The organism is Saccharopolyspora antiqui, assembly GCF_052246905.1.
In the GTDB taxonomy this organism is placed as follows: domain Bacteria; phylum Actinomycetota; class Actinomycetes; order Mycobacteriales; family Pseudonocardiaceae; genus Saccharopolyspora.
Genome location: NZ_JBQQBO010000026.1, coordinates 70389 through 95164 on the forward strand (window position 1 = coordinate 70389; position 24776 = coordinate 95164).

The following is a 24776-nucleotide window of genomic DNA, read 5'->3' on the forward strand; positions in this document are numbered from 1 at the left end:
TCAGCCGATCGGTCCGAGCCGCGACGGGCCGATCGGAGCAACCTGTTCGTCGCTTGGAGTTCCCAATTCGGACGGCTTCTGGTGGTTCACAAATCCGGTGCGCTCAGGCAGGGTCGAGCGCCGGGATTGACCCGCGTGGAGGTGACCGGAATTGGATTCGCACGGCCTGTTCAACCGCGGCGAGCGGTTCACCGCGGTGACGACCGGCCTGCTGGTCGCCCTGGTACCGGTGTTGATGCTGCGCGGCGACATCCGGCACGAACCAGTCCCGACGCCGGTCCGCGCCGCGCCGCAACTGCCGCCGGACCTGGCCACCGACGGCGAATTGCCCGCCGACGAGCAGCTGAGCCCGGAGTTCCTGGACGAGGTGCGCACCAGCGAGGACCTGTCCGCGCACGCCGAACCGGCGGACCGGGCCCCGGTCGGGCCGCTGGGCATTCCCGCCTCGGTGCTGGCCGCCTACCAGCGGGCCGAGCGAACGCTCGCGCGCACCGATCCGGGCTGCGGGGTGCACTGGTCGGTCCTGGCGGGAATCGGGCGCATCGAGTCGAACCACGCACGCTCCGGCCGGGTGGACACCGACGGCCGAACGCTGTCGCCGATCCTGGGCCCGCAGTTGGCAGGCGGCCCCGGCGTGGCCGCCATTGCCGACACCGACAACGGCCGGTTGGACGGCGACACGACCTGGGACCGCGCCGTCGGCCCGATGCAGTTCATCCCGTCCACCTGGCGCAACTACGCGGTGGACGGCAACGACGACCGAATCAGCGACCCGCACAACGTCTTCGACGCGACGCGCGCGGCCGGGCAATACCTGTGCGCTGGCGGCGGGAACCTGCGCGACCGGGCCCAGCTGGCCGCAGCGGTGTTCCGCTACAACCACTCCGAGTCCTACGTCCGCACGGTGCTCTCCTGGGCCGACGCCTACGCCCGAGGCGCCATGCCGACGCCCAACGACACGTCGATCCCGCCGGAGGACGCCGTCCTCGCGCTCACACCACCCCCGCCCGGTGCACCGATGCTCGCCGCGGCAGCCCCGCCACCGCCGATGCCGCCGCCGGGTGCCGCACCACCGCCCGGCGCGCCTCCGCCACCGGGCACGACCGCACCACCTCCCCCGCCACCGGGCACGACCGCACCACCTCCCCCGCCACCGGGCACGACCGCACCACCTCCCCCGCCGCCGAGCACGACCGCACCACCTCCCCCGCCGCCGAGCACATCCGTACCGCCGCCTCCACCGCCGTCTTCAACGCCGCCGCCTCCGACGAGCTCGGAGCCGCCGCCCAGCTCACAACCACCGCCGAGCGGCGCAGCCACCACCTCGCCCACCGCGTGAGTGGCCGCTCAGACCAGGTGAGCCCGTAGGAGTTCCGCTGCGGCAGATCGGACCGGCTCCCGCTGGTCGGTCTACCGGAAATTCCGCTCTGCACCGGAGGTTTCCGGCCTTGCGGCTGGCACGCGATCGCCGGTTGGGACCGGGCCCTCCGGGTGGCTGCGTCGACCTTGGGACAGGCGCCGCCTCGACGTGATGATCAACGCACTCCCATCGCGGAAATCGAGAGCGTCTCGGGCCTGACCGAGCGACGTGATCGGAGTCATCGCGGCGACGTTGGTCCTCAGTGGTCTGGTCATCGCGGCTATATCGGCTGGTTTTCGGCGAAACGAGTGCGGTGAGTTGGCCGCGGTGAGTGCTGCGACGACCGCCGCGACCGCGCTGATCTTCTTGCTGCGGGTCAACTACTACTACCACTACGCGTCGTTCCTGATGCCTTTTCTGGCGTTGACGATCGGGGTTGCCTTCTCGCGCATCGGGCGAATCCCCGGTGTTCGCGTCTGATCACCCAGCTCGTCGGCATCCACGTGCGAGGACCGGCCTGCCAACCCGGCGCATCCGCCGCGCGGGCGATACCCGAGGGCACCTGCGTGTTGGCCGATCAGGTGTCGCTGACCATCGCGGCGGACCGGTTCGTCGCCGAGTCTCCGGACTGCGCTGCGATGGTCGACGCGATCGGCACCGACTACGCGTTCGGCGCGGCCGCAACGCCCTCACCGGCGCGGGCGAGGTGCCGGAGGTCGAAGCGGCCTGGCTGGCGGCGTTCGAGACCGCCGAGTACGTCTGGTTGTCCGACCTCAGGCACCGGCGGGTTCCCTGGACACCGGCGACGCGCTCGTACTTCCTGACCCACTTCGAACCGGTGCCCGACCGAGGCGCACCCGCCGGACTCCACCGACGCCGCTGAAAGCCCGTCTTCCATCTTTTGGATCGCCGAAACAGCAACTCCCGCAGGGGGCTGCCAGGTAAAACGAGCTCAACGGAGCTGAAACCTTCCTCGGGCTTTACCGGCGGTGCGCGTTGTGGCAGTCTGCTGCAAACGCTTGCAGTGGTCGGCTAGCTGCCCGTCGTCGCTGGTGACGTCCCGCCTGTCAGAGCCACTCGGCACGTTCCGCAGGAGGCAACGCCATGAGCACCGTCCACTCCGGACTTCGGCTGCCACCGTGGGCATACGTCACCATCGGCACCGCGGTGATCCTGGTTACCTACCTCTACCTGCTCATCGAGCGGCCGTCGAGCCTGCACGAAACCGGGCACGGCAGTTCGGCGGCGCTGATCGCGCTCGGCGGATACCTGATCGGCTCCCTGCTGGTCATCGCCGGGGCCACCGCCCGGCTGCCCACCTCCACGGTGGCGATGTTGCCGGTGGCGATCGCGATCAACGTGGTGATCGGGCAGCTGGTCAACATGCTGGGCCTGCCCGTCTACCTGGACTCGATCGGCACCGTCATCGTCGGCGCGCTCGCTGGACCGGCCGCGGGCGCGGCAACGGGGGCGCTGTCCAACATCATCTGGGGCTTGACGATCTCGCCACCGCTGCTGCCGTTCTCGGTCGCCGCCGCGGCGATCGGCATGTTGGCCGGGCTGGCCGCCCGCATCGGCGCGTTCCGCCGCCTCTGGACGGCGCTGCCCGCGGGCCTGATCACCGGGGTGGCCGCCGGGATGCTGTCCGCGCCGATCGCGGCGTTCGTCTTCGGCGGCGGCGGATCGCCGGGCCGCACCGCGCTGCAGGCCACCTTCCAGGCCTTCGGCAACAGCCTGCTGGACGCCGCCACGCTGACCGGGCTGGCCACCGACCCGCTGGACAAAGTGGTGACCTTCGCGATCGCCTTCCTGATCCTCGCCGGGCTACCGGCCAGGTTCCGAGAACGCTCGCCGTTCGTGCGCGAACACGCGGTGTTCGGTCGGCGCACCGCCGTGCTGCAGGGAGCGGCGCGATGACCTTCTACCAGTTCGGCGAATCCCGGGTGCACCGCCTGAACCCGATCACCAAGCTGGTGTTCGCGATCGTCGTGATCATCGCGGCGTTCGCGATCAACCCGATCTGGTTCTCCGCGCTGCTGTGGGTCGTGCTGGTCGCGGCGGTCGCCGTTGCCGGTGTGCTCGGCCGGTTCTGCTCGGTGACGTTGAAGTTCTTCGTGCCGTTCCTGCTGCTGATCTTCCTCGCGCAGGGCCTGTTCTACCCCGGCGAAGGACCGGTCATCGCCCACCTCGGTCCGCTGGAGGTGCAGCAGGACGGCCTGCTGTTCGCCACCCAGACGGGGCTGCGGCTGCTGGTGCTCGTCGACGCCTTCCTGTTCCTGCTGCTGACCACGCACCCCGGCACGCTGATGACCGCGCTGGTGCAGCGCGGGCTGCCGCCCAACATCAGCTACGTGGTGTCGGCGACGCTGCAGATCATCCCCACCTTCCGCGCCCGCGCCCAACTGATCCGCCAGGCCCAGCAGGCGCGCGGCCTGGCACTCGACGGCGGCCCGCTGCGCCGCGCACGGACACTGCTGCCGCTGGTCGGACCGCTGGTGCTGGGCGCTTTCACCGACGTCGAGGAAAGGGCGATCGCGATGGAGGCGCGCGCCTTCGGCGCCCCGACGCGGCGCACCAACTTCGAGGTGATCGCGGATACCAACGGCCAGCGGGTGGGACGCTGGGCGTTGTGGATCTGCGCGGTCGCCGCGCTCGCCGCCAACGCGCTGGGGGTGTTCTCGTGATCGAGTTCAGCCAGTTCAACTACGCCTACCCGACCAGCACCGCGCCGGTGCTGCGGGACATCGCGGTGACCATCCCGGAAGGCCAGGTGTGCGGGCTGGTCGGCCCCAGCGGAGCGGGCAAGTCGACGCTGGCCTACGCCGCGGCCGGACTCATCCCGCACGCCCTCGGCGGCGAGTTCACCGGGAGCGTCACCACCGCCGGGCGGGTGGTGGCCGACACGCCGCTGGCGGAAGTGGTCACCGAGGTCGGGTTGGTGCTGCAGAACCCGTTCAACCAGATCTCCGGCGCCAAGTACACCGTCCGCGAAGAACTGGCCTTCGGGCTGGAGAACCTCGGCGTGGCGCGGCCGGAGATGGTCAGCCGGATCGACGGGATGTTGGAGCGGCTGCAGATCACTCATCTCGCCGACCGCTCGCCGTACGAGCTCTCCGGCGGACAGCAGCAACTCGTCGCCCTGGCCGCGGTGCTGGTGATGCAGCCCCGGGTGCTGGTGCTCGACGAGCCCACCTCGCAACTCGACCCGGCGGGCAGCCGACTGGTGTTCACCGCCCTCGACGAACTGCGCGACAGCGGCATCACGGTGCTGCTGGTCGAGCACAAGCTGGAACAGCTCGCCGAGTACACCGACCGGCTGCTGGTGCTCGTCGGCGGTTCGGTCCAGCTGGACGGCCCGCCCGAAGAGGTGTTGGCCGATCCGCGACTGCCCGAGTGGGGGGTGGGCACCACGCGCTTCACCGATGTGGCGCGCCGCGCCGCGGAACTCGGGCGCTGGCCGACCGAACGGCCCCTGCCGGTCACCCTGCCCGCCGCGGTCGCCGGTTTCACCGAGTCGCTGGGAGACGCCGGATGAGCATCGAGATCGAGTCGCTGGTCTACCGCTTCCCGAACGGCGTCACGGCGCTGGACGGGGTGTCGCTGCGAATCGACGCGGGTGAGCGGGTCGCCATCGCTGGTCAGAACGGCGCCGGGAAGACGACGCTGGTGCGCCACCTCAACGGCATCGTGAAACCCACCTCGGGCACGGTCACGGTGGACGGCTGGAACACCGCCGAGCACAGCATCGCGCAACTGGCGGCCAAGGTCGGCTACCTGTTCCAGAACCCCGATCAGCAACTCTTCGCCCGAACAGTCCGCCAGGACGTCGAGTTCGGCCCTCGCAACCTCGGCTACTCCGAAACCCGCCGCGCGGAACTGGTGTCCTCGGCGCTGGCCGCCACCGGTCTCACCGACCACGCCGACGCGCACCCCTACGAACTGTCCCTTTCGGACCGGAAACTCGTCGCACTGGCCGCCGTCCTGGCCATGGACACCCCGATCGTCGTGTTCGACGAACCCACCACCGGCCAAGACCACAACGCGGTCCGCAACATCGCGAACATCATCGACAACCTCCACGAACAGGGCAAAACGGTCGTCGCAATCACCCACGACATGGACTTCTGCGCCGAAAACTTCGACCGAACCATCTTCCTGGCCCAGGGCCGAATCATCACCGACGCCCCACCCACAGAAGCCTTCACCAACGAACCCCAAGTAACCGCCGCAGCCCTAGAAACCCCCCAAATCCTCCGCCTAACCCAAGCCCTAACCCACCCCCCAACAACAAAGATAAAAACCTTCCTCACCAACCTCTAACCCAACCAAACACCGAGTGAAGGGCACCTTTGACCGAGTATGCCGGTCAAAGGTGCCCTTCGCTCGCTACCCGTTCGAGTGACGCGAGTTATCCACAGCGGATCGTTCTGTCCACAGATTGTCGAAATGTACTGGAGTGCGTTGGAAATCTTGGCGATCGTGGGAGCATGCCTCGAAAGACACCAGTCGACTGGGACGCGGTAGCGACCGTCGCGAAGAACGGAATCATCACAACCCGAGAACTCGACGAACTAGGTGTGCCACGACAAACAGTCATAGATCGGACTGATCCGGGCGGCCCCTGGCGAAGGCTGTTGCCCGGTGTCATACAGCTTTCCACTGGACACCTGACAATGGAGCAGCGTTATGACGCCGCCCTGCGCTACGCCGGGCCGGACGCCATGCTGACCGGAGTCAACGCGGCACAATTGGGCGGCCTGCAACGCCTGCCGGAAGCGGTTGCAGTGCACGTCCTGATACCTCACCGATCTCGATGTATCAGCTCGAAATTCGTCACCGTCGAGAGAACCACACGCCTCCCGGTACCTGAGAAGCGCGCGGGCTTCCGGGTAGCCCCGCTGGTCCGCGCGCTGCTCGATGCCGCACGCCGGTTCCGGAAACTCGACGAGATCCGAGCACTGCTTGCGGAGGCCGTCCAACGCGGCTTGGTACAGCCGCAGCTTCTGAAGAAGGAGTTGGAGGCAGGGTCCGGCAGAGGGACCCGCCTGTGTCGGATCGTGCTCGATGAAATGCTCGCAAACGTACATTCCGTCGCCGAAGGTTGGGCATTCCGGTTGGCAGAGCGGAGTGGCCTACCTCCGATGCAGTGGAACGTCCGGGTACTGGACGGTTCCGGCAAGCTGCTCGGCATTCCGGACGGCTGGATCGACGAGGTCGGTTTGGCCTGGCAAATCGACTCGCGTGCCTATCACCTATCGCCGATCAGCTACGACGCGACCGTGCAACGACATTCGACGATGACAGCGGCTGGCATCATCGTCGTACACACCCTGCCAACGCAACTACGGTCTGCCCCAAGCACTGTGGTGGAACAACTCCGAGGCGCATACCACCTGGCAACCCAACGCCCACGCCCCCCAGTAACCGCCGTACGACCAGCAGCCTGATGGGTGAAGGGCACCTTTGACCGACTAAGCCGGTCAAAGGTGCCCTTCACCCATGCCCCGGCGAGGTGAACCCCCGCGACGCCCGATCCGCTCCGATGACCCTATCCACCCATCGTGTGGTGGCTGAAGGGCACCTTTGACCGGGTAAGTCGGTCAAAGGTGCCCTTCACCTCGGAAACTCGCGCTGGGTACGTGAGGGGGCGGTCTGTTGGGTGGATTGGGGTTGGGAGGATTTGGCGGTTGGTTAGGTAGTGGTCCACTCCGGCTGCTGCTGAGCGGCCTTCGGCGATGGCCCAGACTATGAGGGATTGGCCTCGGCCCATGTCGCCCGCTGTGAAGACTCCGTCCACATTGGACATGAAGTTGTCGTCGCGGGCGACGTTGCCGCGTGGGTCCAGGTCTACGCCGAGGTCCTCCAACAGGCCTGCGCGTTCTGGGCCGACGAAGCCCATCGCGAGTAGCACCAGCTGGGCGGGTAGTTCCCGGTCGGTGTCCTCGACCGGCTCGAATCCGGCGTTCGTGCGGCGCACCTCGACCAGTCGCAGCGCGCGCACCCGACCGTTGGCGTCACCCAGGAACTCCTGGGTGTTCACCGAGTACAACCGCTGCCCGCCCTCCTCGTGCGCCGAGGAGACCCGGTAGATCATCGGATACGTCGGCCACGGGTGCCCTTCACCGCGCGACGCCGGGGGCATCGGCATGATCTCCAGCTGCGTCACCGAAGCCGCGCCCTGGCGGTGCGCGGTGCCGACGCAGTCCGCGCCGGTGTCACCGCCGCCGATGACGACGACATGCTTGCCCTCGGCGTTGATCGGCGAGCGGGCCAGGTCGCCCTCCTGCACCTTGTTGGCCAGCGGCAGGTACTCCATCGCCTGGTGCACGCCGTCCAGCGAGCGCCCCGGTACCGGCAGGTCGCGGGCCTGCGTGGCACCACCGGCGAGCACCACCGCGTCGTAGTCGGCGCGCAGTCGCTCCACCGTGATGTCCACCCCGACGTTCACGCCGGGGCGGAACTCGGTGCCCTCGGCGCGCATCTGCCCCAGCCGCCGGTCCAACCGGCTCTTCTCCATCTTGAACTCGGGGATGCCGTAGCGCAGCAGTCCGCCGATGCGATCCGCCCGCTCGTAGACCACCACGCGGTGGCCCACGCGGGTCAGCTGCTGCGCCGCGGCGAGTCCGGCGGGCCCGGAGCCGACCACCGCGACCTTCTTGCCCGTGCGGGTGCGCGGCAGCTGCGGCTGGACCAGACCGGCGTCCCAGGCCTTGTCGATGATCGAGATCTCGACCTGCTTGATGCTGACCGGATCGTCGTTGATGCCGACCACGCAGGCCGCCTCGCACGGCGCGGGGCACAGCGTCCCGGTGAACTCCGGGAAGTTGTTCGTGGCGTGCAGTCGCTGCGCGGCGTCCTGCCAGTCGTCCCGCCACACCAGGTCGTTCCACTCCGGGATCAGGTTGCCCAGCGGACAACCCTGGTGGCAGAACGGAATCCCGCAGTCCATGCAGCGACCGGCCTGCTTCTGCAGCTTCGGCTGCTCGAACTCCAGGTAGACCTCGCGCCAGTCCTTGATGCGCACGTCCACCGGGCGACGCTGCGGCACCTCCCGCGGCGTCGTCATGAACCCCTTGGGATCAGCCATGTGCGGCCTCCATGATCGCCTCGTTGACGTCGCGCCCGTCGCGTTCGGCGGCGCTTCGGGCGGCGAGCACCCGCTTGAAGTCCTTCGGCATGACCTTGCCGAAGCGCTCGACCGCGCTGTCCCAGTCGGCGAGCAGTTCGCGGGCCACCTGCGACTCGGTCTGCTCGTAGTGCCGTCGCACCCGGTCGTGCAGGAACTCCCGGTCGGCGTCGTCGAGCGGGTCCAGGTCCACCATCTCGGGGTTGATCCGCTTGGTGTCCAGGTCCAGCAGGTAGGCGACGCCGCCGGACATGCCCGCCGCGAAGTTGCGCCCGATCCCGCCGAGGATCACCACGCGACCGCCGGTCATGTACTCGCAACCGTGGTCACCGACGCCTTCGACGACCGCCACGGCACCCGAGTTGCGCACGCAGAACCGCTCGCCGACCACGCCGCGCACGAACAGCTCGCCGCCGGTTGCGCCGTAGAGCAGCACGTTGCCCGCGATGATGTTCTGCTCGGCGGCGAACGGCGCCGACGCGTCCGGGCGCATCACGATCCGCCCGCCGGAGAGGCCCTTGCCGACGTAGTCGTTGGCGTCGCCCAGCAGTCGCAGCGTGATGCCGCGCGGCAGGAACGCGCCGAAGGACTGCCCGGCCGAACCGGTGAACGTCACGTCGATCGTGTCGTCCGGCAGACCTTCGCCGCCCCACCGCCGGGTCAGCTCCGAGCCGAGCATGGTGCCGACCGTGCGGTTGACGTTGCGCACCGGGATGTCCAGCCGAACCGGGGAGCCTTCCTTGAGCGCACCTTCGCACAGCTGGATCAGCGTGTTGTCCAACGCCTTCTCCAGACCGTGGTCCTGCCCGGTGGTCTGGTGCCGCGCCGCGCCGCCGGGCAGTTCGGGCACGTGCGTGATGGGCGTGAGGTCCAGGCCCTGGGTCTTCCAGTGCCGCACGGCCTCGGAGGTGTCCAGCAGGTCGGCGTGCCCGATCGCCTCGGCCAGCGTGCGGAAACCCAGCGCTGCCAGGTATTCCCGGACTTCCTGCGCGACGAACTCGAAGAAGTTCACCACGTATTCGGCCTTGCCGGTGAACTTCGCGCGCAGCTGCGGGTTCTGGGTGGCCACGCCCACCGGGCAGGTATCGAGGTGGCAGACCCGCATCATGATGCAGCCGGAGACGACCAGCGGTGCGGTGGCGAAGCCGAACTCCTCGGCACCCAGCAGTGCCGCGATCACCACGTCGCGACCGGTCTTGAGCTGGCCGTCGGTCTGCACCACGATCCGGTCGCGCAGGTCGTTGGCCAGCAGTGTCTGCTGCGTCTCGGCCAATCCGAGCTCCCAAGGGCCACCGGCGTGCTTGATCGACGACAGCGGCGAGGCACCGGTTCCGCCGTCGTGGCCGGAGATCAGCACCACGTCGGCGTGTGCCTTGGACACTCCCGCGGCGACCGTGCCGACGCCGACTTCGGAGACCAGCTTGACGTGGATCCGCGCCCGGGGGTTGGCGTTCTTCAGGTCGTGGATCAGCTGCGCCAGGTCTTCGATCGAGTAGATGTCGTGGTGCGGCGGCGGCGAGATCAACCCGACGCCCGGCGTGGAGTGCCGGGTCTTGGCGACCCACGGGTACACCTTGTGGCCCGGCAGCTGGCCGCCTTCGCCGGGCTTGGCGCCCTGCGCCATCTTGATCTGGATGTCGTCGGAGTTGACCAGGTATTCGCTGGTCACCCCGAACCGGCCGCTGGCCACCTGCTTGATGGCCGAACGCCGCGAATCACCGCCCGCGTCCGGGGTGAACCGCTCGGCGTCCTCGCCGCCTTCACCGGTGTTGGACTTGCCGCCCAACCGGTTCATCGCGATGGCCAGCACCTCGTGCATCTCCTGGGAAATCGACCCGTAGGAGATGGCGCCGGTGGCGAATCGCTTGACGATGGCGGAAACCGGCTCGACCTCGTCGATCGGCACCGGTGCGCGCACGCCGTCGCGCAACTTGAACAACCCGCGCAGGGTCATCAGTTCCCGCGACTGGTCGTCGACGGCCTGGGTGTACTCCTTGAACACCTCGTAGCGCCCGCTGCGCGTGGAATGTTGGAGTTTGAACACGGTCTTCGGGTTGAACAGGTGCGGCTCGCCTTCCCGCCGCCACTGGTATTCGCCGCCGACCGGCAGCGTCCGGTGCGGGGCCTGCACCCCGTCGGCGGGATAGGCCTGCCGGTGCCGCGCGGCGACTTCCTCGGCCAGCACGTCGAATCCGACGCCGCCGAGCCGGGAAGTGGTGCCCGTGAAGCACTGCTGCACGACCTCGTCGCCGAGTCCGATCGCCTCGAAGATCTGCGCACCGGTGTAGGAGGCCACAGTGGACACTCCCATCTTGGACATGGTCTTGCGCACGCCCTTGCCCAACGCCTTGATCAGGTTCGCGGTGGCCTGCTTCTCGTCCACACCTTGGATGGCGCCGCCGCGCACCTGATCTTCGACGGTCGCCATCGCCACATACGGGTTAACGGCAGCGGCGCCGTAACCGATGAGCAAAGCGACATGGTGCACTTCGCGGACGTCACCGGCCTCGACGATCAGCCCCACCTGGGTGCGCTTCTTCTCGCGCACCAGGTGGTGGTGCACGGCTCCGGTGGCCAGCAGCGACGGGATCGGCGCGTGCTCGGCGTCGGCCGAGCGGTCGGAGAGCACCAGCACGTGCGCCCCAGCCTCGACGGCCGCCGAGACCTCGTCGCAGATCTCGTCGAGCCGGGCCCGCAGCGCCTGCCCGCCACCAGCGACGCGGTAGGTCGACTCGATCACCGCGGGCTTCAGGCCCGGCCGGTCGCCGTCGTCGTTGAGGTGCACGATCTTGGCGAGCTGGTCGTTGTCCAGCACCGGGAACGGCAGCACCAGCTGGCGGCAGGCCGCCGGGTGGTGGTCGAGCAGGTTGTGCTCCGGGCCGACGTGGGTGCCCAGCGAGGTGACCAGTTCTTCCCGGATCGCGTCCAACGGCGGGTTGGTGACCTGCGCGAACAGCTGGGTGAAGTAGTCGAACAGCTGCCTGGGCCGCTCGGAGAACGCGGCGAAGGGCACGTCGTTGCCCATCGAGCCGATCGGCTCGGCGCCGGTGGTGGCCATCGGCCCCAGCAGCACGCCCAACTCTTCCTGCGAGTAGCCGAAGACCTGCTGCCGGTGCACCAGCGAATCGTGCGAGGGCAGCTCGCGTTCGCGCTCGGGCAGGTCGGCCAGGTGCAGCACACCGGCGTCCAGCCATTCCTGGTACGGATATTCGGCGGCGAGTTCACCCTTGATCTCGTCGTCGTCGATGATCCGGCCTTTTTCGGTGTCGACCAGGAACATCCGGCCCGGCTGCAAGCGGCCCTTGCGGACCACCTTGTCCGCGTCGACCTCCAGCACGCCGACCTCGCTGGCCAGCACCACCAGACCGTCCTCGGTCACCCAGTAGCGGCCCGGTCGCAGCCCGTTGCGGTCCAGCACCGCGCCGATCTGGGTGCCGTCGGTGAACGCCACCAGCGCTGGGCCGTCCCACGGTTCCATCAGGTAGTTGTGGAACTCGTAGAACGCGCGGCGGGCCGGGTCCATCTCGGCGTGGTTCTCCCACGCCTCCGGGATCATCATCAGCACCGCGTGCGGCAGCGATCGACCGCCCAGGTGCAGCAGTTCCAGCACCTCGTCGAAGGTCGCCGAGTCGCTGGCCTCCGGCGTGGCGATCGGGTAGAGCCGCCGCAGGTCGCCCGGGATCAGGTCGGTGGTCAGCATGCTCTCGCGGGTCCGCATCCAGTTGCGGTTGCCCTTGAGCGTGTTGATCTCGCCGTTGTGCGCGATGAACCGGTACGGGTGTGCCAGCGGCCAAGACGGGAACGTGTTGGTGGAGAACCGGGAGTGCACCAGTCCGATCGCGCTGGCGAAGCGCTCGTCGGTCAGGTCGGGGTAGAACGCGGCGAGCTGGGCCTCGGTCAGCATCCCCTTGTAGACGATGGTGCGCGCCGACAGGCTCGGGAAGTACACGTCGGCTTCGTGTTCGGCGCGCTTGCGGACGCAGAACGCGCGCCGCTCGAACTCCAGCGCCGTCTCGCCGTGCGCGGCATCGGTACCGTGGCCGAGGAAGAGCTGGCGGAAGCTCGGCATCGTCTCGCGCGCCGCGGTTCCGGCGGTGTCGGGCCGGACCGGGAGTTCACGCCAGCCGAGCAGCCGCAGGCCTTCCTCGGCCACGATCCGCTCGATGTCCGCCACGGCCTGCGCCGCGTCGTCGGCTTCGGCCGGGAGGAACGCGGTGCCCACCGCGTAGCCGCCGCCTTCGGGCAGGTCGAAGTCGACGACCGCGCGGAAGAAGGCGTCCGGGATCTGGGTCAGCAGCCCGACGCCGTCCCCGGTCTCCGGGTCGGCGCCCTTGGCGCCGCGATGCTCCAGATTCCGCAACGCAGTCAGCGCTTTGCGGACCAGGTCGTGACTTCGCCGACCGCGCAGGTCGGCGACGAACGCGACACCGCACGCGTCGTGTTCGAAAGCCGGGTCGTAAAGTCCCTGGGCAGCGGCGCTGCGCTGCGCCATGTTTCTTGCATGCTGAGAATGGGGCATCGGACCTCCCGTCGTCAGGCCGCGGGCCGCAGCAGGGCATGACTCACCCACCGCGATCCGGCGAGAACCTTTGGGGGCACTGACAAAAGGATGCGCCGTTGCACTCTTGGTCAGTTTGAGGCACTCTACATAGCGAGCGCCCGGAAAGCTACTGTTAAGTAACACGAAGTTAAGCGAAGATGACGGCGCTCCCAGTCATTGAGACGGCGTTGTCGCAATCCCGCGAGCCCGGGGAATTCTGCACCACAACATTGTCCATACGCGACTGTTGACCCGCCGCGAGTGGCATTGTTCACGATCTTCTTGCGGACCACCGAATCGCTGTTCAACCGGTTCGGATTCGGTTCAGAACAAACCATTTTCGTGATCGCGGGAACACGTTGCGTACACGAAAACAGAATCACCCGAATGCCAACGAGTTAACCTCACCAACCGTCCAATGTCGAGTCCCTCGACTCGCGAAAATACCGGGTCAACGGCACTCCGCGCGGCCAGATCAGGGCCGGATCTCCACTGGTGCCAATGGTTCTTCCGGCGTAGTCGACCGCGGTTGATTCCGGACATATCGGCCGAGAAGCGCGAGCAGTGCCAACCCGAGCAGCAGGTACGGATTGCCGAACAGGTGCTGCAACGGGGTCCACGGCGGGCCGGTGGGCAGCATCCGGAACGACGCGACCAACACGGTCACCAACGTCACCCCGGCGACGAGCAGCCAACCCGGACTGCGCAGCCGAACGGCGTATCCGAGCATCACCAGCAGCGCCGGTGCGCACCACACCCAATGATCCGACCACGACGTCGGCGACACCAGCAGTGCCAGCAATCCGTTGGCCGCCACCGCCAGCACCGGTTCGACGCGGCGGATCGCGAACACCACGACGGCGGTGCAGGCCAGCGAAAGCACCAGCCACAGCGCGTGCTGCGCCGGGCTCGGCAGTTCGAGCCGGGCGAGCCCACCCATGATCGACTGGTTGGTGTGGAAGGCGGATCCGCTGACGCCGTGCGCCGGACCCTTGCCGAACCAGTACTCCACGGCGGCCTGGTAGTTCAGCGCGAAGCCCGCCAGAGTGCCGATGATCGCCGTCACGACCACCACCACCGCGGCCCGGAAGTCCTTGCGGAACAGGAAGAACAGCAGGAACGCCACCGGAGTGAGCTTGATCGCCGCGGCGATGCCGATCAGCAGTCCGCGCGGCCAGCGCGGGCTGCGCGCCAGGCAGTCGACGATAACCAGCCCCAGCAGCGCGATGTTGATCTGGCCGAGCCCGAACGAGGCGTACACCGGCTCCAGGAACAGCGCCCACGGCAACAACGCCATCGCCACCGCAGCAGCGCCCCGCGTCCCCACCACCGGCCACATGTGCCGGGTGATCAGGTACAACGCCGCGCCGATGGCGAGCAGGTCGACGATGTAGAGCGCCAGCAGCCCGGCGACGAACGGCAGCAACGCGAACGGCAGCAGCGGCAGCAGCGCGAACGGCGGGTACACCCAGGGCAGCACTCGCCCGATGCTGACCATCGGGGCGGTGTTCATGATGTCGCCGCCGGCGAGCCAGGTGTGCACCGCCCAGCGGTACACCTGGTAGTCGATCCCGGAACCGTGCACCAACCCGGCCCGCCGCAGCAGCACCAGCAGCACGAACGACGCGATGACCATCGGGATCGAGAATCCGATGATGCCGCGGGAGTGGTTCACGACGAAACCGCGAAGCCGATCCGGGAGGCCGCCCAGGTGAAGCACGGCGTGGCCGGACTCGAACTGCACCGTGGCCAACTGGGTCCTCTCGATCAGGCGACCGACATCAACCACTGATGCGTGATCGGTCGATCACGCCGAGTTCGCCAGGCCGCGGGAAACACCCGTGGAAGAACCGAAAGACTTTAACCCACCCCGAGCAGGTCCCGGCACGCGCCTCGCCGGAGCACACCAGGTCATCGCCCGGCTCCATCGAGTGATTCGGCCGACCCTCGCCGCGCCTGGTCGATCAGCCCGCCAGGGCGGCGATAGCCCGGGCGCGGGTATCGGTCAAGGGTTTCGCCCTACCAGAACCCGGGCGCAACCTGTCGGTTCCGGCCAAGGTCCTTGATTTCCCGCGATGCGCCTCCGGAGACTGGGACCGGCGTGATCGACCGGATCATCGCCTGTAGCGCCCGGGAGAGGGGATGCATGGAGATCAGGGCCGAAATGGTCGCCAGCGTGGGGAAGCTGCTGGTCGCCGAAGGCGCGTCGGTGCGGGCCGACGAAGAGTTGGCCGTCCTTGAATCGATGAAGATGGAAATCCCGGTCATCACCGAAACCAACGGCGTGGTCACCCGCCTGGCGGTGGCGGAGGGCGACACCGTCGCGGAAGGCGACCTCATCGCCGTGGTGAGCACCGACTGAGGAATTCGCGCGAATCCGCAGGCGGGACCCCGGTGTCGGGCGAGCGGCGGAGCCGAGACCGCATCCGAGGTTCCGCCGCGCGATCACCCGTCCGCGCATTCGCCGAAGCCTGGACCGGAGCTCAGTCGGACTCCGGTTCCAGGTGGTAGAGCTCGGGGAGGTTGACCACGATCGCCTCCTGGGTGCTGCGGGCGATCACCACCACCGCCGGGTCGTTGGGATCGGGGTTCTCCTCGCGGTGCGGGACGAACGGCGGCACGAAGATGTAGTCGCCCGGCTCCGTCTTGATGCGCACTTCCTCGGAGCCGTCGTGGAAGACGAACTCCGGGTGGCCGCTGACCACGTAGATCGCCGTCTCCGACTCGCCGTGGTGGTGGTTGTCCGATGCCGTGGACGGGGCGACGTGCGTCTCCCCCATCCAGATCTCCTCCGAACCGACCAGGTCGCCGCTGACCGCCGCGAGCCGCCGCATGCCCTCGGTCTGCGCGGTCTTGTGGTCGAGGTCGGCGGCCCGGACGTGGTGCACCCGGGTGCGCAGCTCGCGGCGCTGCGCCGCGGGCACCGGGGTCGAGAAATCCGGGTGGAACGCGTCGTGCTCGGTCATCGCCGATCCTTTCTCACCAGCCGACCAGCGGCGCACCGTCGAGGAACCCGGTGACCCGCCGGTCGAGTTCGCGCCAGATCTCGGCGCCGGGTGAACCGCTGTGTACCGAGGTAACCGCACCTTCGACCGCTCGCACAACCTCACCGACCGTGATTTTCTCGGCCGGGCGCGCCAGCCAGTAGCCGCCCTCGCAGCCGCGCTGGCTGCTGACCAGCCCGGCCCGCCGCAACTCGATCATCAGGTTGACCAGCGAATTCAGCGGGATGCCCTGCCGCCGGGCGATGACCTCGCAGGTGACCGGTTCGCGGCCGCCACCGGCCAGCTCGCGCAGCGCCCGCACCGAGTAGTCGGCCCGGGCCGAGACGTGCACCGGAGCGGATCGGCGTGCTCGGGGCGCGGCCGAGGTCTCGGGCAGCAGCACCGCGCCCTTGGCCACCTCCTCGCAGAACAGCACGATGCGCGCGGCCACGCTGCGGTGGAACCGGTCGTTGAGGATGTCGTGCACGCCGTCCTTGAACACCGCGAGCGAGCTCTGCGGGTGCTGGGCGGCCAGCGAGGTCACCGGTGCGACCGGCGCGAGGGTGTCGGCGTCGCCGTGCAGCAGCAGGGTCGGCACCTCCGGCAGTCGCTCCGGCGGCTGCGGCACGTCGTCGGTCAGCTGGCCCCACTCGAAGTCCGGGTCGTTCTCCAGCAGCGCCCGGTGCACCGGGCACGACGTGCGCACGCCGATCTCCTCGGCCCGGTCGGCGGGGCGCTGGCCCCGCGCCAGCGGCGTGCCCGCCAGGATCAGGCCGTCCGGTTCGATCTCCAGCGCCAGCTGCCAGGCGCGCAGCGCCCCGACATCGGTGCCCGCCAGGAAGCCCGCCACGCCTGGCTGGAAGCACGCTGCGGGATCGTCGTCGGCCTCCGGCACCACGACCGCGTAGCCGTCGGCCGCCAGCCGTCGGCCGAAGCGCTGGTAGACCGACGGGTCCTCGCCTCTGCCGGGCAGCACCACGACGGTGCCGCGGCAGGCCCCTTCCGCGGTCCAAGTCCGGGTCATGTCAACTCCGCTCATCGCCGGTACCGGGAATCACGCGGCGCGCGTCCCGGTGTTCTTGTCCTTGGCAGCGCCAGCCCACCTGGTGGCACTGCGGAGGTGTCGGCTCATGAGGACCGCGCCGACGTCGTGGCGTCCGCCGAGGCCCGCGCGGGTCCTGCGGTTCAGGCCGCCTCGCGGCGGGCGATCTCCTGGCGCACCAACGGGATCAGCTCCCGCCCGTAGTCGACGGCGTCGTCGAACGGGTCGTAGCCGCGGATGAGCAGCGTCGTGACGCCGATGTCGACGTAGTCCAGCAGTGCCGCCGCCACCGTCTCGGGCGTGCCGACCAGCGCTGTCGAGTTACCGGCCGCGTTCGTGGCCGCCGCCGTGGGTGTCCACAGTGCACGGTCGTGCAACTCCCCCGCCGCCGCGGCGGCGAGCAGGCGTTGCGAACCGACGTTGCTGACCTGCTGGCCCGGTTGCAGGGTCTTCGGACCGGTGAAGGACGCCAGCCCGCCACCTACCGCGTTGATCCGGTCGAGGATGCCGTGCGCCCGCTGCCACGCCTGCTCCTCGGTGGCGCCCAGGATCGGCCGGAACGACACGCTGATCCGCGGCGGTTCGGCCCGCCCGGCCGCCGCGGCGGCCTTCCGGACGGCCGCGATCTGCTCCGCCGTCTGCGCCAGCGGCTCGCCCCACATCGCGTAGACGTCCGCGTGCTTGCCACCGACGCGCAGCGCCGCGTCCGAGGATCCGCCGAAGTACAGCGGAATTCGGGGCTGCTGCACCGGGCGGACCGGGGTGCTGAAGTCCTCGAACCGGTAGTGCTCGCCCTCGTGGCTCACCGGGCCTTCGGCGGTCCACACCTGGTGGAGGATGTCCAGGTACTCGTCGGTGCGCGCGTAGCGCTCGTCCTTGCCCAGGTAGTCGCCGTCGCGGCGCTGCTCCGCGTCGTTGCCGCCGGTGATGATGTGCACCGCGATCCGGCCGCCGGTGAGGTGGTCTGCGGTGGCGAAGGTGCGGGCGGCCAGCGTCGGGGCGATGAAGCCGGGCCGGTGCGCGATCAGGAAGCCCAACCGCTCGGTGTGCGCGGCCACGTAGGCGGCCAGCTGGGTGTTCTCCGGGCTGCTCGACCCGTAGCCGATCAGCACCCGGTCGAACCCGGCCGCCTCGTGGGCCTGGGCGAACCCGCGCAGGAACTCCCGGTCGATCGGGGGACCGTCGGCCGCGTGGATCTCCGAGACGTGCTGGGCCCCGATCATCCCGATGAACTCGACGGTCATGGCGAACTCCCTTCTTCGGGCCCGACGCCCAGCCAGGACAGCAGTTCGGCGCGCAGCGCCAAGAAGGCCGGATCGGCCACATCGCGCGGCCGTTGCAGGCCGAGGACCTTGTCGTAGCCGATGCGGCCGTCGCGCATCACCAGCACCCGGTCGGCCAGCAGCAGGGCCTCTTCGACGTCGTGCGTGACGAGCAGGATGGCGCACCTGTGCCGCTGCCAGAGTTCGCCGACGAGCTCCTGCGCCTTGATCCGGGTCAGCGCGTCCAGCGCCGAGAACGGCTCGTCGAGCAGCAGCAGATCCGGTTCGCGCACCAGCGCGCGGGCCAACGACGCCCGCTGCGCCTCGCCGCCGGAGAGCACCTTCGGCCACACGCCCACCCGGTGGCCGAGGCCGACCTCCTCCAGCGCGGCCACCGCCCGCTTCTTGTCCGGGCGACCCGGCAGACCGAGGATCACGTTGCGCCACACGCGTTTCCACGGCATCAGCCGAGGCGCCTGGAACGCCACCGCACGCCGCACGGCCACTTCGACGTCACCGGTCACCTCGCGGTCGAGGTCGGCCAGGATGCGCAGCAAGGTGCTCTTGCCGCAGCCGCTGCGGCCGAGCAGGGCCACGAACTGGCCGGGCTCGATCTCCAGGTCGAGCCCGTCGAGCACGGCGCGGTCGCCGAAATGGCGGCTCAGGCCGCGCACCGTGGCGGGTTTCACTACGCTCCGCTGAACGCCGGTCGCCATGCCAGCACGATCCTTTCCAACAGTCGGACGATGAAGTCGGCGACGAGGCCGAGCAGCGCGTAGAGCACCAGGCAGACCACGATCACGTCGGTCTGGAAGAACTCGCGGGCCGTGTTCATCTCGTAGCCGATGCCCGCGGTGGCGTTGATCGTCTCGCCGAAGACCAGCGCCAGCCAGGCCGAACCGAGCGAATACCGCAGTCCTACCAGGGCGTTGGGCATCGCGGCGGGCAGGATCACGTGCCGGACCTGCCCGAACCAGCCGAGGCCGAGGGTCTTGGCGGCCTCCACCAGACCGGCGTCGACGTTGCGGATGCCGCCGTAGATGTTCATGTACAGCGGGAAGGTGACGGCCAGCGCGATGAGCACGATCTTGGGCTGCTCGCCGATGCCGAACCAGATGATCAGCAGCGGGATCAGGCCGATCACCGGCACCGTGCGCAGCATCTGCATCGGCGCGTCGATGATGTCCTCGCCGCGCCGGAACAGCCCGGACAGCGTGGCCAGCACGATCGCGGTCACCACCCCGATGGCCAGACCGGCCAGGACGCGTTGCATCGAGGCGCCGATCGCCGCCTGCAACCGCCCCTCGTCCCACAGCTCGACCGCGGTCGCGGCGACCGTGGCGGGCGAGGCGAGGGTGTCGTCGCTGAGCACTCCGGTGCTGCTGAGCACCTGCCAGATCACCACCAGGCCGATCGGGCTGATCAGCTTGAAAAGCCAACGCGGCACGCGGTTTTCGCGCCGCGCCGTGCGGGTCCGCACGGTCGTCACGGCGATCGGATCTCGTTCGGTCGGCGCGTCGGTGGGCGCGCGTTCGGTGGACACAGGCATCGGCACTCTCCGCGGGGCAGGGTGCAGCGCGGCCGCGATTGACCGGCCACGCTGGGAATCGTGGAATCAGACGGTGATCGGCAGGTCGCGCGCGAGGATTCGTGAGTGATCGCTGCGGTGAGAACCGTCGCTCACGAGCAGCCGGACGCGCGTGCCGCAGGCAAGATCCGTTACTGGCAACAGAGCGCGGAGGACACCCGCACGAAGTCCACGTAACCTCGTGTGGTCAGCGCCGCTGTCCGGAACATGGCACCGACGGTAGCCGCGTGCTGGAATCGTGTAAACCCAACTCCACAGATTGGGATTCCGCTGGTGATCGAGGACCTGCTGCCCGCCGAGGTCAGCTCAGCCGAGGCGTTCAGCGATCCGCCCGACGTGCTCCTGTTCCCCGAAGAGGAAGCGCTGATCGCGCGCGCGGTGGACAAGCGGCGCCGGGAGTTCACCACTGGTCGGTGGTGCGCGCGCCGGGCGCTGGAGGGACTCGGTGTGCCGCCCGCACCGCTGCTGCGCAGCGAGCGCGGCGCACCGCAGTGGCCCAGCGGGATCATCGGCAGCATCACGCATTGCGCGGGTTACCGCGCCGCGGTGGCGGCGCAGGCCGACAAGGTGCACACCCTCGGCATCGACGCCGAGCCGCACCAGCCGCTACCCGACGGCGTGCTGGACGTGGTGTCCCTACCCGCCGAGCGCGCCCACCTCACCGAGCTGTCCACAGTGGATCCGAATACGAACTGGGACCGGATCCTGTTCAGCTGCAAGGAAGCCGTCTACAAGGCGTGGTACCCGATCACCCGGGAATGGCTCGGCTTCGAGGACGCCCGCATCGAACTGGGCACCGGCACCTTCACCGCACACCTGCGCAAGGAAGGCGCCGAACTGGCGGGCCGCCCCCTCACCAGGTTCACCGGCCGCTGGCTGGTCCGCAACGCCCTGGTGGTGAGCGCCATCGCGGTAACCCAATCGCCTGACGAGTGAAGGGCACCTTCCACCAACATACTTGGCAAAAGGTGCCCTTCACCCACCACTCGACCAGTGGCCAGCGGAGCGCACGTCACCTGGGTGGGGCATGAGTGAAGGGCACCTTCGACCGGGTAAGCCGGTCAAAGGTGCCCTTCACTCGTACTCGGTCGCCGGTCAGGCGGTGCGGCCGGTCTTGAGGGCTTGGGTTACCGCGACTACGCGCTTGGCTTGGACCGCGGCGGCGGCGCGGGTCACTTCGTCGACCTTGTTCGCGCCCTGGGCGTCGACGTGGCTGGTGCCGTACGGGTTGCCGTCGGCGAACTTGGCGCCGTCGGTGTAGCCCGGGGCGACGACGATGCCGCCGAAGTGGTGGAAGGTGTTGTACAGCGCAAGCAGCGTGGACTCCTGCCCGCCGTGCGCGGTGGAGCTGGAGGTGAAGCCGCTGTAGACCTTGTCGATCAGCTGGCCCTGCGCCCACTGCCCGCCGAGGGTGTCGATGAACTGCTTGAGCTGCGAGGCGATGTTGCCGAACCGGGTCGGCGAACCGAACAGCACCGCGTCGGCCCACACCACGTCGTCCGGAGTGGCCTCCGGGATGGCGCGGGTGGCCTCGACGTTGGCGCGCCACGCCGGGTTGCTGTCGATGGCCGCGTCGGGGGCGAGTTCGGGGACCCGACGCAGCCGCACCTCGGCACCCGCCGCTTCGGCCTCGGCGACCAGGGTGTTGGCGATCTCGGTGCCGACGCCGGTGGCCGAGTAGTAGATGACGCTGACCTTGACGGTGTTGCTCACGGTCGGAACTCCTGTTCGCGGGACGGAGCGCTGTCTCGACGCTCATCTCTTCCAAAGAAGACAGTACCCAGCTGAACTCTTTCCTGCAAGAGATTTCCTGGCGAGCCGTTTCGGGTAGACTGGTACGCGGCAGTACAGGAAAGGAGCACCTCGGTGAGCAACGAGACCGGCCCGGACCCGCACACCGATGACGACGAGATCATCACCTGGTGGGGCCTGGTGATCGAGGGCTACCACGTCACGCAGGAACGCCTCACGGCCGAGATCAACGAGCACTTCGGCCTGGCCCCGGCGTCCTTCGACATCCTGCTCCGCCTGGTCCGCTCCCCGGAACACCGGATGCCGATGACCAAGCTCGCCCGCGAGGCCGCGCTCAGCAGCGGCGGCTTCACCAAGGTCGCCGACCGCCTCGCCACGGCCGACCTCATCCGCCGCGAGCCGTGCGAGACCGACCGCCGCGTCACCTATGCGGTGCTCACCGACCACGGCCTGGACATCGCCGAACGCGCCCGCGAGGTCTGTGCCGAGATCCTGCGCAAACGCGTCCTGGCACCCCTGGGAAAGGCCGACTCCGCCGCGCTCGCCCAGGCCATGCGCACCCTCCGGGCCGCCAACAGCGCGGACTGAGCCCCGCCCCGGCAAACCGCGCCGGAAGAATAAACAGATTACCTCCGCGGCGATGCGGGCAAATCGGTCACAACACCTGCGCCAATGAGTCTCATCTATCCACATTAGACTGATCAGATACCAGATTTCCCGACCATTTCCCAGAATTAACACCCTTCGAACACCGCCGTCGTCCTTGACGGGGATGATCGGCTGCCCTAGCTTTGACCACGACAGTCCGGGGCGCGACACGGCATCCGTGCCCAGCAGCCGGGGGTTCGCTCATGTCTGGCGGCGGGAGCGAGCCCCCACCCCGGCCCCCTCCCGTATAGAGTTCGGCGTGGACATCCGTTGCCGACGGGAGGAAGTCATGTCACCCCAGCGCATTCTGGTCACCGGTGCCGCCGGACGCATCGGCGTCATGCTGCGCACCAGGCTGCGCCAACCCGGCCGCACCCTGCGACTGCTGGACATCCAGCCACCCGCGGCAGCCGAACCCGGTGAGGACGTCGAGACGCTGACCGCGGCCATCACGGACGAGGCGGCGATGGTCCGCGCCTGCCAGGACGTCGACGCCATCGTCCACCTCGCCGGGCTCAGCAGGGAGGACACCTGGGAAGAGATCCTCTCGGCCAATGTGGACGGAACCCGCACCGTGCTGGAAGCGGCCCGGAAAACCGGCGTGGGACGGGTGATCCTGGCCTCCAGCAACCACGCCGTCGGCTTCCACCCGGTCGCCGATGCGGGTCCCGACGGTGTTCCCGGCGAGGCGGTGCCCCGGCCCGACACCTACTACGGCTTCAGCAAGGTGGCGACCGAGGCGCTGGGCAGCCTCTACCACTCGCGGTTCGGCATCGACGTCATCTCCCTGCGCATCGGCGCATGCGCCGAGCGCCCTTCCGACGAGCGGGGCCTGTCGATCTGGCTGTCCCCGGACGACGCCGGGCGGCTGTTCGAGGCCTGCCTGACGACCCCTTCGCCCGGCTACCGCGTGGTGTGGGGCGTCTCCGACAACACCCGGAAACTCGTCTCGCTGACCGAGGCCGAGGAGCTCGGCTACCGTCCGCAGGACGACTCCGAGATCTTCGCCGCCGAGGTGGCACCGAACAAACCCGGCCCCGACCAGGACTACCTGGGTGCGACTTTCACCACCCTGCCGCTGGGCCGCCCCTGAACGCAGGCTCTTTCGGCGCTACATGACCCGCTCGCGGACCCACACGCCCGCGGGCTTGAGCTGGCCGGTGCCCGGATACGGCCCGTTCTCGCAGGTGCCTTCCTTGAACACCGCACCGGAGCGGGCATCGTCGGAGTAGTTCCAGTTCGTCCAGCTGATGTTCTTCGCGGCCATCAGATCGATGTACTGCTGCGCCATGCCGAAGTCGTCGCCGCCGTCGCCGGTGGCCTCCTGGGTCCCGAACTCGGTGACGAACATCGGTAGCTGATCGGCGGCGCGGGACAACGCGTCCAGGTACTCGGTGCCGTGCGAGGCCGCGTAGAAGTGGAAGGTGTAGAGGATGTTCTCGGCGTTGACCGGGTTCTCGACGACTTCCTTCTCGTCGGCACCGTCGGAGACCCCCAGCGACGACCAGGCCCGGGTGCCGACCAGCACCACCGAGTCCGGGTCCTGCGCCCGGATCACCGGGATGAGTTCCTCGGCGTAGCCCTTGATCCGAGCCCATTCGACACCGCTGGGTTCGTTGGCGATCTCGTAGAGCACGTTCGCCTTGTCCTTGTGCCGCCGGGCCATTTCGGTGAAGAACGTCTTGGCCCGCGCCAGGTTGTAGTACGGGTCACCGGGGTCGAGCAGGTGCCAGTCGATGATCGCGTACATGCCGCGCTCGCTGGCCTCCTCGACGTACTGGTCGACCATCTCGGTGAACCGCGCCGGGTCCTCCTCGTAGCCGCCTTCCTGGATGTACATGGAGATCCGCAGCACGTCGGCCTGCCAGTCCTGGGCCAGCGCGTCCAGCGATTCGTCGTTGACGCACTGGCTGTACCACTGCAGGCCGTGCGTGCTCATGCCGCGCAGCTGCACGGGAGCACCACTGCTGTTGCACAGGGTCTTGCCGCAGACCGACAGGATCCCGTTGGCGGCAACGGGGTCGAGTTCGGCGTCCCGGGTGCTCGCCTGGGCCGCGGTGCTGGTCAGCAACAGGGTCGCGGCGATCGCCACGACGCGGACGGGGTTGCGCCACCTCATCGGTTCTCCTCGGTAGAAGAGCGGAGCCGTGGGGGCGGCTCCCGATTCTGGCGGCGGAAATCGGAAACATAGTTTCCAATTTCGGGTCACGATAGCGAGATCGGCGAGAGACCGTCAACATCCGGTCGTTCATCAGCCCTGGGTAGCCCAACGCGACCGGCGCTGCCGCGCGACGCCACGCCGGTGCCGATCACCCCGAGCCGCCGCATGGCCGACCTCCCGAAGTTGCCCCGCTGCACCTTCGCACGACACAGCGAAACCGTCCAATACCGAATTGACCAGCCAGTAAGACCGGCTCGAACATAATCCCCGGTCATTTCGATGACCGACGATGCTGTGCTACGAACGAGACGGC

At 68.6% G+C, this 24776-nt stretch carries 21 protein-coding genes and 1 pseudogene; 12 read left to right on the forward strand and 10 right to left on the reverse strand.

Annotated features, from left to right (window positions below; translation table 11 throughout):
- Nucleotides 1-151: 151 nt before the first annotated feature.
- The 8 genes from ACTWQN_RS31020 to ACTWQN_RS31055 all read left to right on the forward strand — a co-directional run bounded on the left by ACTWQN_RS31020 (nt 152) and on the right by ACTWQN_RS31055 (nt 6807).
- Nucleotides 152-1339: a lytic transglycosylase domain-containing protein gene (locus tag ACTWQN_RS31020; RefSeq protein ID WP_443207164.1), complete on the forward strand. Its 1188-nt coding sequence runs from the start codon at nt 152-154 to the stop codon at nt 1337-1339.
- Between the two features lie 348 nt (nt 1340-1687).
- Nucleotides 1688-1840, forward strand: a complete 153-nt coding sequence (locus ACTWQN_RS31025; RefSeq protein ID WP_443207165.1) for a hypothetical protein — start codon at nt 1688-1690, stop codon at nt 1838-1840.
- A gap of 226 nt (nt 1841-2066) precedes the next feature.
- Complete coding sequence (locus tag ACTWQN_RS31030) at nt 2067-2243, forward strand: hypothetical protein (protein ID WP_443207166.1); 177 nt, start codon at nt 2067-2069, stop codon at nt 2241-2243.
- A gap of 221 nt (nt 2244-2464) precedes the next feature.
- Nucleotides 2465-3277 carry a hypothetical protein gene (locus ACTWQN_RS31035; protein ID WP_443207167.1) on the forward strand — a complete coding sequence of 271 codons (813 nt, stop codon included), beginning with the start codon at nt 2465-2467 and terminating at the stop codon, nt 3275-3277.
- Nucleotides 3274-4044 (forward strand): energy-coupling factor transporter transmembrane component T family protein, encoded by a 771-nt coding sequence (locus tag ACTWQN_RS31040; RefSeq protein ID WP_443207168.1) that lies wholly within the window; start codon nt 3274-3276, stop codon nt 4042-4044. The genes ACTWQN_RS31035 and ACTWQN_RS31040 overlap by 4 nt, the downstream gene beginning before the upstream one ends.
- The gene (locus ACTWQN_RS31045) at nt 4041-4895 is read left to right on the forward strand and encodes an energy-coupling factor ABC transporter ATP-binding protein (RefSeq protein ID WP_443207169.1); all 855 of its coding nucleotides are present in this window, start codon (nt 4041-4043) and stop codon (nt 4893-4895) included. Before ACTWQN_RS31040 ends, ACTWQN_RS31045 begins: the two co-directional genes overlap by 4 nt.
- Complete coding sequence (locus ACTWQN_RS31050; protein ID WP_443207170.1) at nt 4892-5680, forward strand: energy-coupling factor ABC transporter ATP-binding protein; 789 nt, start codon at nt 4892-4894, stop codon at nt 5678-5680. The genes ACTWQN_RS31045 and ACTWQN_RS31050 overlap by 4 nt, the downstream gene beginning before the upstream one ends.
- Before the next feature lie 353 nt (nt 5681-6033).
- Nucleotides 6034-6807, forward strand: a complete 774-nt coding sequence (locus ACTWQN_RS31055) for a hypothetical protein (RefSeq protein ID WP_443207171.1) — start codon at nt 6034-6036, stop codon at nt 6805-6807.
- 194 nt (nt 6808-7001) lie between these two features.
- On the opposite strand, the pseudogene ACTWQN_RS31060 reads toward ACTWQN_RS31055, so the two are convergent.
- The 3 genes and pseudogenes from ACTWQN_RS31060 to ACTWQN_RS31070 form a co-directional block, all read right to left on the reverse strand.
- Nucleotides 7002-8447 (reverse strand): annotated as a pseudogene (locus ACTWQN_RS31060) (glutamate synthase subunit beta); the annotation flags it as partial.
- Entirely contained in the window at nt 8440-12978 is a 4539-nt protein-coding gene (gene gltB, locus ACTWQN_RS31065; protein ID WP_443207172.1) for a glutamate synthase large subunit, read from the reverse strand. The pseudogene ACTWQN_RS31060 and the gene gltB, both read right to left, overlap by 8 nt.
- A 523-nt stretch (nt 12979-13501) precedes the next feature.
- Nucleotides 13502-14815 (reverse strand): glycosyltransferase family 87 protein, encoded by a 1314-nt coding sequence (locus ACTWQN_RS31070; RefSeq protein ID WP_443207173.1) that lies wholly within the window; start codon nt 14813-14815, stop codon nt 13502-13504.
- Nucleotides 14816-15127: 312 nt separating this feature from the next.
- On the opposite strand from ACTWQN_RS31070, the gene ACTWQN_RS31075 reads away from it, so the two are divergent.
- Nucleotides 15128-15388, forward strand: coding sequence for a biotin/lipoyl-binding carrier protein (locus tag ACTWQN_RS31075; protein ID WP_443207174.1), 261 nt, complete (start codon nt 15128-15130; stop codon nt 15386-15388).
- Between the two features lie 121 nt (nt 15389-15509).
- Here the strand turns inward: ACTWQN_RS31075 and ACTWQN_RS31080 are convergent, their stop codons facing one another.
- The 5 genes from ACTWQN_RS31080 to ACTWQN_RS31100 form a co-directional block, all read right to left on the reverse strand.
- On the reverse strand, nt 15510-15992 hold the full coding sequence (locus ACTWQN_RS31080; protein ID WP_443207175.1) for a cupin domain-containing protein: 483 nt from the start codon (nt 15990-15992) through the stop codon (nt 15510-15512).
- Nucleotides 15993-16005: 13 nt separating this feature from the next.
- Nucleotides 16006-17034, reverse strand: a complete 1029-nt coding sequence (locus ACTWQN_RS31085; RefSeq protein WP_443207176.1) for an Rrf2 family transcriptional regulator — start codon at nt 17032-17034, stop codon at nt 16006-16008.
- Between the two features lie 161 nt (nt 17035-17195).
- A complete protein-coding gene (locus tag ACTWQN_RS31090) occupies nt 17196-18296 on the reverse strand; it encodes an LLM class flavin-dependent oxidoreductase (protein ID WP_443207177.1) in 1101 nt (366 codons plus the stop codon).
- Complete coding sequence (locus ACTWQN_RS31095) at nt 18293-19030, reverse strand: ABC transporter ATP-binding protein (RefSeq protein ID WP_443207178.1); 738 nt, start codon at nt 19028-19030, stop codon at nt 18293-18295. Before ACTWQN_RS31095 ends, ACTWQN_RS31090 begins: the two co-directional genes overlap by 4 nt.
- Complete coding sequence (locus tag ACTWQN_RS31100) at nt 19003-19863, reverse strand: ABC transporter permease (RefSeq protein ID WP_443207179.1); 861 nt, start codon at nt 19861-19863, stop codon at nt 19003-19005. Before ACTWQN_RS31100 ends, ACTWQN_RS31095 begins: the two co-directional genes overlap by 28 nt.
- 312 nt (nt 19864-20175) lie before the next feature.
- Between ACTWQN_RS31100 and ACTWQN_RS31105 the strand changes: the two genes are divergently transcribed.
- Entirely contained in the window at nt 20176-20838 is a 663-nt protein-coding gene (locus ACTWQN_RS31105; protein WP_443207180.1) for a 4'-phosphopantetheinyl transferase family protein, read from the forward strand.
- Between the two features lie 159 nt (nt 20839-20997).
- Here ACTWQN_RS31105 and wrbA read toward each other — a convergent pair whose 3' ends face one another.
- Nucleotides 20998-21615: an NAD(P)H:quinone oxidoreductase gene (gene wrbA, locus ACTWQN_RS31110; RefSeq protein ID WP_443207181.1), complete on the reverse strand. Its 618-nt coding sequence runs from the start codon at nt 21613-21615 to the stop codon at nt 20998-21000.
- A gap of 153 nt (nt 21616-21768) precedes the next feature.
- On the opposite strand from wrbA, the gene ACTWQN_RS31115 reads away from it, so the two are divergent.
- Together ACTWQN_RS31115 and ACTWQN_RS31120 are read left to right on the forward strand one after the other, a co-directional pair.
- Nucleotides 21769-22242 carry a MarR family winged helix-turn-helix transcriptional regulator gene (locus ACTWQN_RS31115; protein ID WP_443207182.1) on the forward strand — a complete coding sequence of 158 codons (474 nt, stop codon included), beginning with the start codon at nt 21769-21771 and terminating at the stop codon, nt 22240-22242.
- Nucleotides 22243-22591: 349 nt separating this feature from the next.
- Nucleotides 22592-23395: an NAD-dependent epimerase/dehydratase family protein gene (locus tag ACTWQN_RS31120; RefSeq protein WP_443207183.1), complete on the forward strand. Its 804-nt coding sequence runs from the start codon at nt 22592-22594 to the stop codon at nt 23393-23395.
- Nucleotides 23396-23413: 18 nt separating this feature from the next.
- On the opposite strand, the gene ACTWQN_RS31125 is transcribed toward ACTWQN_RS31120, so the two are convergent.
- Nucleotides 23414-24421, reverse strand: a complete 1008-nt coding sequence (locus ACTWQN_RS31125) for a glycoside hydrolase family 5 protein (protein WP_443207184.1) — start codon at nt 24419-24421, stop codon at nt 23414-23416.
- Nucleotides 24422-24776 lie beyond the last annotated feature (355 nt).

Coding starts and splice junctions, on each gene's coding strand:
- ACTWQN_RS31055 (WP_443207171.1), top strand. CDS start 6,034: ATGGAGCAGCGTTATGACGCCGCCCTGCGCTACGCCGGGCCGGACGCC.
- ACTWQN_RS31100 (WP_443207179.1), bottom strand. CDS start 19,863: ATGCCTGTGTCCACCGAACGCGCGCCCACCGACGCGCCGACCGAACGA.
- ACTWQN_RS31090 (WP_443207177.1), bottom strand. CDS start 18,296: ATGACCGTCGAGTTCATCGGGATGATCGGGGCCCAGCACGTCTCGGAG.
- ACTWQN_RS31050 (WP_443207170.1), top strand. CDS start 4,892: ATGAGCATCGAGATCGAGTCGCTGGTCTACCGCTTCCCGAACGGCGTC.
- ACTWQN_RS31035 (WP_443207167.1), top strand. CDS start 2,465: ATGAGCACCGTCCACTCCGGACTTCGGCTGCCACCGTGGGCATACGTC.
- ACTWQN_RS31120 (WP_443207183.1), top strand. CDS start 22,592: ATGTCACCCCAGCGCATTCTGGTCACCGGTGCCGCCGGACGCATCGGC.
- ACTWQN_RS31040 (WP_443207168.1), top strand. CDS start 3,274: ATGACCTTCTACCAGTTCGGCGAATCCCGGGTGCACCGCCTGAACCCG.
- ACTWQN_RS31080 (WP_443207175.1), bottom strand. CDS start 15,992: ATGACCGAGCACGACGCGTTCCACCCGGATTTCTCGACCCCGGTGCCC.
- ACTWQN_RS31125 (WP_443207184.1), bottom strand. CDS start 24,421: ATGAGGTGGCGCAACCCCGTCCGCGTCGTGGCGATCGCCGCGACCCTG.
- gltB (WP_443207172.1), bottom strand. CDS start 12,978: ATGGCGCAGCGCAGCGCCGCTGCCCAGGGACTTTACGACCCGGCTTTC.
- ACTWQN_RS31095 (WP_443207178.1), bottom strand. CDS start 19,030: ATGGCGACCGGCGTTCAGCGGAGCGTAGTGAAACCCGCCACGGTGCGC.
- ACTWQN_RS31085 (WP_443207176.1), bottom strand. CDS start 17,034: ATGACCCGGACTTGGACCGCGGAAGGGGCCTGCCGCGGCACCGTCGTG.